Annotated in this window: 10 protein-coding genes; 5 read left to right on the top strand and 5 right to left on the bottom strand. The window is 62.5% G+C overall.

Annotated features, from left to right (window positions below; translation table 11 throughout):
* Nucleotides 1-8: 8 nt before the first annotated feature.
* The 4 genes from pdxA to N5095_RS02785 form a co-directional block, all read right to left on the bottom strand.
* Nucleotides 9-1007, bottom strand: a complete 999-nt coding sequence (pdxA, locus tag N5095_RS02800; RefSeq protein WP_267620823.1) for a 4-hydroxythreonine-4-phosphate dehydrogenase PdxA — start codon at nucleotides 1005-1007, stop codon at nucleotides 9-11.
* Entirely contained in the window at nucleotides 997-2268 is a 1272-nt protein-coding gene (locus N5095_RS02795; RefSeq protein ID WP_267620821.1) for a four-carbon acid sugar kinase family protein, read from the bottom strand. Before N5095_RS02795 ends, pdxA begins: the two co-directional genes overlap by 11 nt.
* A gap of 219 nt (nucleotides 2269-2487) precedes the next feature.
* Entirely contained in the window at nucleotides 2488-3519 is a 1032-nt protein-coding gene (locus tag N5095_RS02790) for a zinc-dependent alcohol dehydrogenase family protein (protein ID WP_267620819.1), read from the bottom strand.
* A gap of 242 nt (nucleotides 3520-3761) precedes the next feature.
* On the bottom strand, nucleotides 3762-4538 hold the full coding sequence (locus N5095_RS02785; protein ID WP_267620817.1) for an SDR family NAD(P)-dependent oxidoreductase: 777 nt from the start codon (nucleotides 4536-4538) through the stop codon (nucleotides 3762-3764).
* A 134-nt stretch (nucleotides 4539-4672) separates the two neighbouring features.
* Between N5095_RS02785 and N5095_RS02780 the strand changes: the two genes are divergently transcribed.
* From N5095_RS02780 to N5095_RS02765, 4 genes are all read left to right on the top strand, one after another.
* The gene (locus tag N5095_RS02780; protein WP_267620815.1) at nucleotides 4673-6109 is read left to right on the top strand and encodes a substrate-binding domain-containing protein; all 1437 of its coding nucleotides are present in this window, start codon (nucleotides 4673-4675) and stop codon (nucleotides 6107-6109) included.
* 12 nt (nucleotides 6110-6121) lie between these two features.
* The gene (locus N5095_RS02775) at nucleotides 6122-7054 is read left to right on the top strand and encodes a carbohydrate ABC transporter permease (RefSeq protein WP_267620813.1); all 933 of its coding nucleotides are present in this window, start codon (nucleotides 6122-6124) and stop codon (nucleotides 7052-7054) included.
* The gene (locus tag N5095_RS02770) at nucleotides 7054-7929 is read left to right on the top strand and encodes a carbohydrate ABC transporter permease (RefSeq protein WP_267620811.1); all 876 of its coding nucleotides are present in this window, start codon (nucleotides 7054-7056) and stop codon (nucleotides 7927-7929) included. Before N5095_RS02775 ends, N5095_RS02770 begins: the two co-directional genes overlap by 1 nt.
* Nucleotides 7930-8056: 127 nt before the next feature.
* A complete protein-coding gene (locus N5095_RS02765) occupies nucleotides 8057-9205 on the top strand; it encodes an ABC transporter ATP-binding protein (protein ID WP_267620806.1) in 1149 nt (382 codons plus the stop codon).
* A 409-nt stretch (nucleotides 9206-9614) separates the two neighbouring features.
* On the opposite strand, the gene N5095_RS22325 is transcribed toward N5095_RS02765, so the two are convergent.
* Entirely contained in the window at nucleotides 9615-10745 is a 1131-nt protein-coding gene (locus N5095_RS22325) for a PfkB family carbohydrate kinase (protein ID WP_464368993.1), read from the bottom strand.
* A gap of 800 nt (nucleotides 10746-11545) precedes the next feature.
* Between N5095_RS22325 and N5095_RS02755 the strand changes: the two genes are divergently transcribed.
* Entirely contained in the window at nucleotides 11546-12370 is an 825-nt protein-coding gene (locus tag N5095_RS02755; RefSeq protein WP_267620802.1) for a class I fructose-bisphosphate aldolase, read from the top strand.
* Nucleotides 12371-12578: the final 208 nt, after the last annotated feature.

Genomic DNA, 12578 nt, shown 5'->3' with positions numbered 1-12578 from the left:
ACCCGCGTCTATCGGACGAGTTCGACGGCCGTCGCCACCGCGTCGATCATACTCTGCTCGGAGGCGACTCCGTCGCCGGCGATGTCGAAGGCTGTTCCGTGGTCGACGCTCGTCCGGACGATCGGGAGCCCGATGGTAACGTTGACACCGCTGACCGCATCGTCGTTGCCGGTGAAGCCGAGCATCTTGATCGGAATGTGGCCCTGGTCGTGATACATCGAGACGACACAGTCGAACTCACCTGCCGCGGCTCGAACGTACACCGTGTCCGGCGAGTGAGGTCCGGTGACGTCGACGCCCGTCTTCGCGACACGGTCCACCGCCGGTTCGATGGTCTCCGCTTCCTCGTCGCCGAGGAGTCCACCGTCGCTCGCGTGGGGATTCAGCCCCGCGACGGCGATAGCAGGGTCGTCGATACCGAGGTCGCGTAGTGCCTCGTCCGTGACGGTAATCGTCGACGCGACGTCGTCGACGGTGAGTTGGGAACAGGCCTCTCGCAGTGGGATGTGTGTACTGACGTGCGTCACCGTCAACTCGTCTTCGATGAGCATCATCGAGTAGTCGTCGGTATCGCTGTAGTCGGCGAGCATTCCGGTGTGGCCCGCGTACTCACTCCCCGCCATCCGGGTCGCCTGCTTGTTGATGGGCGCGGTCGTGATGCCGTCGATCTCACCGGCCTGCGCGAGTTCGATCGCTCGCTGGATGTACTCGAGGCTCGCCTCGCCGTTATCCTGTGAAAGCTCCCCGTACTGGTGGGCGGACACGTTATCGAGGTCGACCACCGGAAGTACCTCGGGGTCGGCGTCGGCCGCCGCGGGCGAGTCGACACGGCGCACGGTCAGGTCCGGGGCGAACCGGTCTGCCGCGTCCGCCAGAACGGACGCGTCGCCGATCACCACCACGTTCGCCGTCTCGACCGACGTCGAGTGTGATTTGACGATGACTTCGCTTCCGATGCCTGCCGGATCACCCATGGTAACGCCGATAGTCGGTAGTCTATCGCTCATCGGGAAGACCGAGACGAGCGAGGGACTTAATTATTACCCGCTCGCTGCCGAACCCGCCCGCTTTCGTGACTGCCGTCACCCCGTCCGCTGGGCCCCCCTCTACCGTCGCTAGCGGTATTCCCGAGGCGACCTCCTCCCCGGCCATGCGGAGCGCCGTCGCGTCGAGGGTTTCGAGGACCGCCCGGGCAGTTGCCCCGCCCGTGAGAAAGAGGTTCGACGCGTGGCCGTCCTTGGCGACCTCCGCAGCACCGATAGCAAGCGCCGTCGACACTCGGCGTCGAACCGTCGACCCATCGACGTCAGCCCGTTCGCCGGCGACCGTCGCTCGGTCGACGTCGTCACGTGTCTCGGCACTGTGGAGGAGCACACCCCCGTATTCGGCGGCGACAGCACCCCCACGGGACGCCAGGTCGCCCCCCGCGGTGGACGGGTCGGTGACCGCCGTCTCGAGGTCGAGCTGTCGCCGCCGGTCCTTCGATACCGCCGTGACCTGCTCGAGCGTCTCCGGTGCGACGCTCCCGGACACGCCCACCACGGACCGATTCTCGTCGACGCTCGAGTCGGACCCCGATGGCCTCCCCGGGACGACGACGTGGCGGGCGAGACCACCGCTCCCGACGTACAGACATCGCCCGGAGAAGTCGTCGGCCGCCGTGGCGAGTGTTTCGAGGTGGCCGTCCGTCACGGCGTCGCAGGCGACGACGACCGGTTCCTCCGTCGAACACGACGACTCGAACGCCTCACGCACGGCAGTCACACCGCGCGAGACCGCTTCGACGCCGACTCGCTCGACGGGATACTCACTCGACGCGAAGAACGCCGGGAGGGAGTCGTGTGTCGGCGGTCGTTCCTCGTCCCCTCCGGGCGGTGACTCGGTCACCAACTGTCCGTCGACGAGGTGGTACCCACACGCCGTCACCCGTCCGTTGGCCGGAAACGCCGGAGCGACGACGACCAGGTCGGGAGAGACCGCTCGCGTGGCAGCTTCGACCTCCGCGCGAACGTTCCCGCGAAGGGTCGAATCGACCTTCTTGTAGACGACGGGGGAGTCGGAACCCTCGAGAACCGTTCGAACGCACTCGGCGGCGTCGGCGGGTACCACGTAGCGTGATGCAGTGTCGTATACGCTGACGTCCCCCTGCGACCTCCTATCCGACTGTGGGGAGAGCACGACCCGGGTGTCGTACCCTCGCCTCGCGAACTCGTGGCCGGCGTCACAGCTGCCGGTCAGGTCGTCTGCGACGACGACAAATCGGCTCATGGTCGTCCCTCTCGACGGTTCTCGTACTGAACACGCTCGGCTGGACTGCGACCGTCCATGGGTCGTCTTGGGAGACACGCCGTAAAGAAACGTTCGCACGTCGCTGCCCCGTTGCAGGGTGGAAGACGAGAAATACCAATCCGATGTGGCTCCTGCTTCCCTGGAGTTCGAACTTCTCCGAGAGGTTCGAAGTTGGCAGCGAAAAAGAGACCGAGTCCGTCAGTCGCTGTCGCCGGGGATGACGACCTTCTTCAGCCCTTCGTTGTTCTCCATCCGTTCGAACGCGTCGGGGATGTCTTCGAGACCGATTTCTTCGGTCACGAGCGACTCGGCGTCGATACGGCCCTGCCGGAGCAGTGACACTGCTCGTTCGAACGTCTCCTGTGTGAGCGCGAACGTCCCACGGATGTCGAGGTCGTTGTAGTAGAGCTCGAAGGGATTGATCTCCATCGTCGCGTCTTGCTTCGGCACACCCACGATGAGCGTGTTGCCCCCTTTGGCGGTCACGTCGTAGGCCTGCTGGATGGTCGGGACCAGCCCGACGACCTCGATGCCGGCGTCGACCGGACCGATCTCGTCTCGAATCGTTTCGACGGGGTCGCCTTCGCTGGGATCGACCACGAGGTCCGCGCCCATCTCGGCGGCGACTTCGCGACGTTTCGGGTCGAGTTCCGAGACAGCTATCGGCCCCGCACCACGGTTCCGAAGCGTCTGTAACATCATGAGCCCGATCGGTCCGGCACCGATTATCGCGACGCTGTCCGCCTGCCCGACGCCGCTGCGGTTGGCAGCGTGAACACAGCAGCCGAGTGGCTCGGCGAGGGCGGCGTGGTCGAACGGCAGGTCGCCGACCTTCTCGACGTTGCCCGCTGGCACTCGGACGTACTCGGCGAACGAGCCGTCGATGATGCGGTCGCCGGCACCGCCGATCGCGGTCGCGTTATCACAGAGGTTCGTCTTCCCACGCTTACAATACGAACAGGTCCCACACGGCACCGCGGGGTTCAACGCGACGCGGTCACCGGACTCCACGCCGGTGACGTCCGACCCCACCGCCGTGACGGTGCCGGCGCTCTCGTGGCCCAGCACGATCGGGAAGTCCACGGCGTACGACCCGTGGTACATGTGGAGGTCGGTCGCGCAGACGCCACACGCACCGACGCGTATCACGACCTCGTCCGGTTTCGGTTCCGGACGTTCTCGCTCCTCTACGTTCATCTCGCCGACGTCCGTCAGTGAGGCTACGCGCATCGTCGTCTCCGTGGATAGCTGGTTGCTGGCTCTGGCTCTTCGACTCGGACGTCGCGTCTGTGTATCTGTATCATTGCTATCGCTGTATCGTGAGACTCGGGGAACCTCGACGTTCGCAGGAGGGATGGGGCTCCGCCCACGGTCGAGGCCGAGTCCTGTACACGATGTAACTCCAAGCGAATACACCCGGACATTGTATATAAATATTGGTGCTACTCGGGTGGGCTGCCAGTGTCGGGGGTCTATCGACTGTCCAGTCGCCAACTGTCGATGGGCACCTGTCCGCCGTCGACGCGGAGCTCGTGGCCGTTGATATAGTCACTCGCCGGGGCGGCCAGGAAGGCCACTGCGTCGGCGACCTCTTCGGGTTCGGCGAACCGCCCGAGCGGGTTGTTGTCGAGAATCTGCTCGGTGACTGCATCGCTGAACCCCTCGGTCAGTCTGGTGTTCGCCCATCCAGGGGCGACCGCGTTGACGCGGATACCCTCCCGCCCGAGTTCGAGAGCGAGGCTCTTCGTCAGCCCCAGCAGACTGTACTTCGCGACGTCGTACGCGGGCGACATCCCGACCCCGTTCTTCGTGTGGATCGAGGTGAAGTTGATTATCTTTCCGTACTGTTGCTCGACCATCCCGTCGACGACCTCCCGGGTACAGTTCAACGCCCCGTGGAGGTGGACGTCGAGATTCAGTTCGAACGTCTCGTCGTACTCCCCATCGAGAAACGGCCCGGAATCGCCCACACCGGCGTTGTTGACGAGGATATCGATCGGTCCCAACTCGTCCACCGCCGTTTCGACCATCGCAGCCACTTCTGCTCCGTCGCTCACGTCTGCGGGGACGCCGATCGCGTCGACGCCGAGGTCGCGAACGTCCGCCGCGGTCTCTTCGGCCACCGCCTCGTCGACGTCGTTGACGACGACGTCCGCGCCGTTTCGTGCCAGTTCTTCCGCGGACGCCCGTCCCATTCCCCTTCCGGACCCGGATATCAGTGCGGTCTTGTCTGTGAGGTCACAGTCCATTGCAGTAATCGGTTCAACGTGGGGTAGCTAAGTACCCGGGGTCGGTCGCACCCGGCCGCTGGTACTAATCGCACCGAATTTTGGGAAAGGATTAAGTGCAATGATTATAGTGGTGTGAGTACGGTAGTCATACCATGACCAGCGACCAGGAGAGACGCCGGTTTCTGAAAGCAGCAGGTGTAACGAGTGCAGGTGTACTGGGTAGTCTCGCGGGATGCACGCGCGGGGGTTCGAGTGGAGGGGGAGGAGGAAACTCGAGTAACTCGGGTAATAGCAGTGGTGGCGGCTCCTCCGGCGAACTCGCCATCCCACTCAGCAAGTACCAGGACGCGAACATCGAGTGGAAGCAGTTCGAGGGGGACCAGATCAACATCGGCGCCGTCCAGCATCCGTGGGTGTCGGCGATCAAGCCCGCTATTCCGGTGTTCGAGGAACTCACCGGCATCGACGTCAAGTGGAACATCCTGCCCGAGCAGCAGTTCCGGACCAAGCGACAGACCGACGTGAGCACCGGCGCCGGCCAGTTCGACGTCTTCTTCATGGATCAGGTGGTCAACCAGTTCCGTGACGAGGGGTGGCTCCAGCCGCTCGACACGTACTTCAACGATAGCAGCCTGTATGATGAGGGTTGGTACAAGCCTGATGACCTGTTCGAGGCGTCACGCTGGCAGGCCCACGGTGGCGGATACAGTGACAAGTGGACTGGATTGCCCATCACCGTCGAGGTCCAGACTCAATTTTACCTCCAAGACCTCTATGACAAGCACGGACTGGAGGTCGCAGAGACGTGGGAACACCACCGTGAGAACGCGAAGGTTATCCACGAAGAAGAGTCCGACATCGTCGGCACGGCCGGTCGTGGTCAGAAGGGTTACGGGATGAATATCTATATCCTGAATACGCTTCTCCGACAGAAGGGGACCAAGCTTTGGAGCGATTTCCCCAACGACTCCGGACTGGACACTCAGGGCGTAATTGAAGCGGCAGACTGGTACAGTACGCTGCTTCAGGACTTTGGTCCGGAAGGAGCGTCCACCCAGACCTGGTCCGACGTACAAGCGACGATGCAGGAAGGTCGCACGGGCCACATCGTCGCCGACGCCAACATGTTCTGGGGCGGGCTCACTAATGACGAGTCCAGCGTTGCCGATACCGTCCGAATCGCGAAGGTCCCCAAGCCGGAAGGCGGTGAACTCAACCCGAACGCGTTCAATTGGCAGATTTCGACGTCGAAAAACGCCAAGAACTCCGAGCAGGCATTCCTGTTCATGGTGTGGGCGACGTCCCAGCCGACCGATATGTGGATGCACCTTGAGAGCAGCGGCGTGTTCTCCGTGCGGCAGTCGGTGTGGGAAAACGACGACTACCGATCGAAGGTCGGCGAAGACTACGCACAGGTCTCGCTCGAGTCGCTGAAGCAGGCAGCGCCGGACCCGTTCGACCGCAAGTACCCCGAGTGGGGCCAGCGGTACTCCGAGGAGCTACAGCGCGCTATCGCCGGCCAGAAACCCGCCGAGAAGGCGATGAAGCAGGCAGCGAAGGTCGCCGAAGACATCTACGGCTCCGACTAATCCGGCTCACCTATGAGTACACCAACACAGACAGATAGAAAACAGCGGACAGGCACCGCCAGGGTCCGGGACGTCTTCAACGACTATCTCCCGTACTGGTTCGTGGCGCCGATGGTGCTGGTGATGGTGATGATCACCTTCTTCCCCGGCGCCTACGATCTCTACCTCAGCGTCATCGCGGAGCCGACGCTGAACGTCTTCGAGGCCGAGTTCGTCGGTCTGAGTAACTACCAGACGGCATTCACACGCGGCGGCGCACTACACTCGTTCGTCATCACGGTCACGGTCGTCGTCAGCGCACTCGCCCTCGAGAGCGTCCTCGGGTTCTCTCTCGCCGCGCTCGTCACTGGCGTGGAGTCCTCGCGGCTAAAGTCGTTCTACCGGGTGCTGTTCATCATCCCGATGGCGGTCGCCCCCGTTTCGCTCGCGACCATCGGCCGCATCATGCTGAACACCGAGATCGGGGTCGTCCCGTACCTCATCAACACGGCGACGCCCTTTGCGGCGCCGGCGTTCCTCTCTGAGATTCCACTGCTGACCGTGATTCTGCTCGACACGTGGAACTGGACGCCGTTCATGTTCATCATCTTCTACGCCGGGCTCTCGTCGGTGCCCGACACGCTCGTCGAGGCGTCGCGGGTCGACGGGGCGCCGCTGTGGCGTCGGTACGTCCACGTCATCATCCCGTACATGAAGCCGGTGGTGTTCGTCGCCACCCTCATCCGGATGATCGACCTCTTCCGGACGTTCGGCGTCGTGTACGGCCTGACGAACGGTGGACCGGGAACGGCCACCCAACTCGTGAGTATCAACATCTACGAGCAGATGTTCATCAACAACTCGCCGGGGGTCGCGACTGCCATCGCAGTCGTCTACCTCGTCTTCGTCATCGCCATCGCGAACATCGTCATCGCGAAGGTCGGCTTCGAGGGGGTGTGGGACTGATGGCGACGTCCGACGTCGAACCGGGGTCGTCCCAGCGCCTGGACAAGGACACTCAGGAGACGCTCGTCACGGTCGCCCGGCATGCGGTCCTGCTGGGGTGGTCTGTCGTCGTGTTGTTCCCCCTCTACTGGCTCGCGTCGATGTCGCTGAAGCCGCCGGGGCAGGCGAACTCGCTTCCGCCGGACTGGGTGTTCCTACCGACGGTGTACAACTACATCCAGCTCGCCCAGAACGGGGAGTTCGTCGCGGCGTTCGCCAACAGCGTCGTCATGGTCGGGGCCTCGGTAGTGCTCGTCCTGCTGATTGGCGTGCCGGCCGCGTACGTCCTCTCGCGGTACGACATCCCGATGGAGCGGGACGTACTCGTGTGGATTCTCTCCTCGCGCATGCTCCCGCCCATCGCGGTCGTCATCCCGTTTTTCGTCATCTTCCAGCAGCTGAACCTGTTCGACACGCGCATCGGGATGGTGCTGATGTACGTCAGCATCAACCTCTCGCTGGTCGTGTGGGTGATGAAGGCGTTCTTCGACGGGATTCCCGAGACGCTGGAGGAGGCCGCCCGTGTCGACGGCGCGACGCAGTTCCAAGGCTTCATGAAGGTCGTCCTCCCGGCGGCCAAGCCCGGCATCTTCTCGGTCGCCATCATCTCGTTCATCTTCGCTTGGATCGAACTGCTGTTCGGGCTCGTGCTCACGAGCTTCAACGCCGTGCCGGTGACGCTGTTCGTCTACTCGTTCATCGGCTCGCGCTCCATCGAGTGGTCGATGCTCGCGGCCGCCTCGACGGCGATGATCGTCCCGGTGGTCGTCTTCCTGATTGCGGTGAACAAGTACCTCGCGGCCGGTCTCAGCTTCGGCGTGGTGATCAAAGAATGAGAACGAACCTGAATACGAACACGAACCCGAGTACTGAGTCGGAACGAACGGCGAACGAACGAGATGCACCGTGCACGAACTACGCCCACGCGGCGGGCTTGAACAGCCGCAGTAGGGGGGCAAACTGATGGCCGACATCACGTTAGACGACGTCACGAAGCGCTTCGGAGAGGGAGGCAACGCGGTCGTCGCCGTCGACGACGTCTCACTCGACATCGGCGACGGGGAGTTCGTCGTGTTCGTCGGGCCGTCCGGGAGCGGGAAGTCGACGCTGATGCGGATGGTCGCCGGACTCGAGACGCAGAGCGAGGGCGACGTCTACATCGGCGACACGGTCGTCAACCAACTCGGCCCGCGCGCACGGGACATCGCGATGGTGTTCCAGAACTACGCGCTGTACCCGAACATGACCGTCGAGGAGAACATGTCGTTCGGACTGAAGATGTCGACGGAGCTCTCGAAGGCGGAGATCGAAGAGCAGGTCACGTCCGCCGCCGAGATGATGGGAATTGGCGACCTGCTGGACAACAAACCTGGAGAACTCTCCGGCGGGCAACAACAGCGCGTCGCGCTGGGTCGCGCCATCGTCCGTGACCCGAACGTGTTCCTGATGGACGAGCCGCTGTCGAACCTGGACGCCAAGCTCCGGACGACGATGCGTACCGAAATCAACCGTCTCCAGAACGACCTCGACGTGACGACGTTGTACGTCACGCACGACCAGACGGAGGCGATGACGATGGGCGACCGCCTCGTCGTCCTCGACCACGGCGAGCTCCAGCAGGTCGGCACGCCCCTCGAGTGTTTCTACCGCCCGGCCAACCGGTTCGTCGCGGGGTTCATCGGCTCGCCGTCGATGAACTTCTTCGAGGGTCCTGTCGAAGATGGGACCCTTCGAGCCGATGGATTCGATTTTGACCTCACCGAGCGGATGCAGTCGTCGTCCGAGGAGTGCGATGAGGTCGTACTCGGTATCCGCCCGGAGGACATCACGCTCCACGAGCGTGCAAACGTCGACTACGAGTTCGAGGCGGTCGTCGACGTCGTCGAACCGATGGGGAGCATCTCGTACGTGTATCTCCGACCGAGGAGGCAGGAAGGCGACCAGACGTTCGTCGTAGAGGCGGATGGGAAACAACCGATCACCGAAGGAGAGCATATAAACGTTAAAATCCCCGAAGAAGACGTTCATCTGTTCGATGCGATCTCGGGGGAGACGATTCACCAGCGGACCCTCGATTCAGAGGCGGAAGTCACGGTGAGTGAACAGACGTAACCTATCTGGTTTCTAAAGAGTGGCGATAGTCCTCTTTTAACTGCTCAGCGTCGCAGTCTACGGGTTGACCCGACGCTCGTTCGTGTGCACGAGCGGCTGGAGACTGTGCAACCGGGGACGAGTTGTGACCCCTACTGATCGCAACCGTGTGTCCGCGGGATTCGTCCGTTGGTCCCCGTCGCATTCGCCGATAGTCTCGAAGTCGGGTCCGCTCGGTGAACGTCATCCTCCAAGGTCGAGGTTTCGAACTCACACAGCACACTATTCGTACGGGGGCATAGACACGAGTCGACTGGTACAATCTGGATAGCATCGGCGAGATGGGAGCAGCGCGGTCAGTGACCGTTTGACGACACCGTGCGACGGGGTAGAGTACGTCAGCTCCACTCAGATAGAACCAGTCCAGAGTCTACTCGAACTGCCTATGGTACGTAGTGACTGCCTCTACGACGTCGTCGTACGACGGCGTCTCGCCCATCTCGACGAACACACGAGCGAGGGCATTGCCCAGGACAACAGCGGCATCTTCGGGTAACCCTTCGACGAGACCGAGAGAGAGTCCCGCATTGAAGTGGTCCCCTGCGCTGGTGGTCAACTCCGGGGACTCGACCGGAGCGATGCCAACACTCGTCGTGTCCTCATCGCTCACGACCACGGACTCGGTCGCGCTGTGTCCGACGAACCGGTCGACATCCAACGCATCGAACACGGCGCGAGCGTCCGATTCGAGGTCGTCGCCGGTGTGGTCGCCCAGTACAGTCGCGAGTTCTTTGGTTTCGTAGCGGTTCGCCGAGACGGTCACCTCGACGACGTTCCTGAGTCGGCCCGTCGCCGCGACGATCGACTCCAGCACTTCACGGTCGATCTCTCGGATGTTCGCCGGGTCGAGCAGAACGTGCTGCGGTGGGTCTGTTAACTCTGGGAATACGTTCTCTCGGAGCTGATCCAAGATGGTCCCGAGTTCGGGGATCATCGCCCAGTAGCCAACTCCAAGCAGTTTCGCCCCTCCGAGTTCGTCGATCAACGTGTCGATTCCGACCGTCGATCGGAGCGTCTCCCAGTCCAACGTCGCAGCACCGCCACTGTCCATCAGCATGAACTTCCCGTCGTCGAACTCGATGGCGTCGGTGACTCCCGGGTCTCCCAGCGAGTGGATCGTACACGACTCGAACTCCTGCTCGAAGATATCGAGAACCGGGTCTCCACACATCCCAACGAGTGTCGGGTCGAACCCCAGATTCTGGTACGCACGCGATAAGTGGCTCACGTGCCCACCAGTTCGCTGTCCGGAACGCTTCCACGAGATAGACAGGGAGCTCCCTGCGGCGGCCGATGTGACAATCTCCTTACCGAACTCACTCAGTGTCTCGATACGCTCGCTATCCGACGCACCTGCGTTCGTCCCGGCTTCTCGAACGTTGTCGACATAGCCATCGAAGCCGAACACCACCCTTCCACCACTCGGTTCGGACGGGAGGTGTTCTCGGCACGAAACTACCGCGTCACGCGTCTTGGAATCCGGATAGTTAGCAGGCGCCATCGGTCTCAATTCTGTCGACTGCTAGCGCTCGTCCCCAGCACACTCCGTGGGTCGTGTCTCCAGTGCACTGTTTCACCAGTGTAGTAGATTGGTGACTCGGAGAGCGGCCGAGCCTCCCGGCTTCGGTCGAACACCGCGGTGCACTGTACGGTGGGTTGGACCCGACCGGCTCGATAACCATCGGTGCCAGCGGTCCTGCTAGCAGACGCATGAGAGGAGGTACGGTAGTGGCTGTTAAAAAATTAGGGTACAGTCTGGGGTTGGTGTGAAGGCTGGACCAACAGATACGGAAGCCCCACTCGACGCTGCGTGTCGAACGGCTGCCGTTACTTCTCCCCTCGGTGAGGTGCTCGACTAACTATAACTCGTCCGGAAGGGCTGTGCAGGAACACACCAGTCATAGAGGGTTTTTGCAGTCCCTTTCGGTGAGTTCTCACGAGGGTACCGGATAGGTACGACCAGACGAGGCGCAACGCACACTAGCTTGGTACGGCGACGAGTGCGGCTTCTCGAACCGGACACTCGACACGGCTGCCTACACGACCGACTCGAACTCTCGTCGGACACCGGTGTTCGATATCGGTACCGACCACGGTTGCTCGTTCCGGAGGACGTGGTCACCCGCTTTGCACCGGTAAAACCCGGCCTGCTATCTCTCGGACTCGAGTCCGAGAAGTAGCCAGACCGTCTCCTCCGTTGGTTCTCGTGGGTGCAAGAATACCGAGGTATATCTGTGCTGAATGATGATATCTTCTCCCGATAACCCAAGCCTAAGTGTACGGTGTGAATGGAGGTAGCTGATGAGACCCGGAGCAGACTCTGCGGTCACACACAGTGGCAAGGCACTGATCCTCGCGTACGACCACGGACTCGAACACGGTCCGGTCGACTTCGAAGACGTCCCGGCGTCGGCGGACCCGGAGACGGTGTTCGACGTCGCGACCCACGACGCCGTTACCGGCTTCGGCGTCCAGAAGGGCCTTGCAGAAGCGTACTACCCGTCCTACGAGAACGACGTCACGCTCCTCGCAAAGGTGAACGGCACCTCCAACATGTGGATGGGTGAACCGGACTCCGCGGTCAACTGGTCGGTCGAGAGCGCTGCCGACCTCGGTGCGGAGGCTATCGGCTTCACGTTTTACGGCGGTTCGAACAACGAAGTCGAGATGGCCGAAGAGTTCCGCGACGCACAGGAAGCGGCTCGCGACCGGGACATGGGCGTCGTCATGTGGTCCTACCCACGCGGGCAGGGTCTGAAGGACGACACCGGCGGGAGCACTATCGCCTACGCCTCCCGTCTAGGCTTCGAACTCGGTGCCGACATCACGAAAGTCAAATATCCGGGCTCCGCCGACGCGATGCAGTGGGCGTGTGACGTCGCCGGCGACACGAAGGTCGTTATGTCCGGCGGGTCGAAGACGAGCGACCGGGAGTTCCTCGAAACCGTCGAGACGGCGATGAGCGCGGGTGCCTCGGGCCTCGCGGTCGGCCGCAACGTATTCCAGCGGGAGAACCCGACAGAACTGCTCGATGCACTCGAACAGGTCATCTTCGAGGACGAGACGGCCGACGAGGCGCTCGGAGTGATGTCGTCGGCCGAGAGTCATGCTACTACCTCCGACTGATGGCGATACGCGTGGTTTTCCCACACCGACACAACCACAGAGCCGTTCGATACGGCCCCTGTACTCGCCCCGGATATCCGCGAGGCGCTTGTGAGTCGGCGGACGCAGAACGATGAGTTGGCCCGAGCGGCGAGAGGTCGAGTAGGTGAGTGAAGAGCGGACGAAGGTCGCCCCGACGGATGGGACGGAGGCCCGGGACGCTCGGTCA

Source organism: Halobium salinum (assembly GCF_026586625.1).
Taxonomy (GTDB): Archaea; Halobacteriota; Halobacteria; order Halobacteriales; family Haloferacaceae; genus Halobium; species Halobium salinum.
The sequence above is the reverse complement of the archived record's forward strand: the minus strand, read 5'-3'. Positions and strand labels throughout refer to the sequence as shown.

Coding starts and splice junctions, on each gene's coding strand:
- N5095_RS22325 (WP_464368993.1), bottom strand. CDS start 10,745: ATGGCGCCTGCTAACTATCCGGATTCCAAGACGCGTGACGCGGTAGTT.
- N5095_RS02780 (WP_267620815.1), top strand. CDS start 4,673: ATGACCAGCGACCAGGAGAGACGCCGGTTTCTGAAAGCAGCAGGTGTA.
- N5095_RS02765 (WP_267620806.1), top strand. CDS start 8,057: ATGGCCGACATCACGTTAGACGACGTCACGAAGCGCTTCGGAGAGGGA.
- N5095_RS02795 (WP_267620821.1), bottom strand. CDS start 2,268: ATGAGCCGATTTGTCGTCGTCGCAGACGACCTGACCGGCAGCTGTGAC.
- N5095_RS02755 (WP_267620802.1), top strand. CDS start 11,546: ATGAGACCCGGAGCAGACTCTGCGGTCACACACAGTGGCAAGGCACTG.
- N5095_RS02785 (WP_267620817.1), bottom strand. CDS start 4,538: ATGGACTGTGACCTCACAGACAAGACCGCACTGATATCCGGGTCCGGA.
- N5095_RS02770 (WP_267620811.1), top strand. CDS start 7,054: ATGGCGACGTCCGACGTCGAACCGGGGTCGTCCCAGCGCCTGGACAAG.
- N5095_RS02775 (WP_267620813.1), top strand. CDS start 6,122: ATGAGTACACCAACACAGACAGATAGAAAACAGCGGACAGGCACCGCC.
- N5095_RS02790 (WP_267620819.1), bottom strand. CDS start 3,519: ATGCGCGTAGCCTCACTGACGGACGTCGGCGAGATGAACGTAGAGGAG.
- pdxA (WP_267620823.1), bottom strand. CDS start 1,007: ATGAGCGATAGACTACCGACTATCGGCGTTACCATGGGTGATCCGGCA.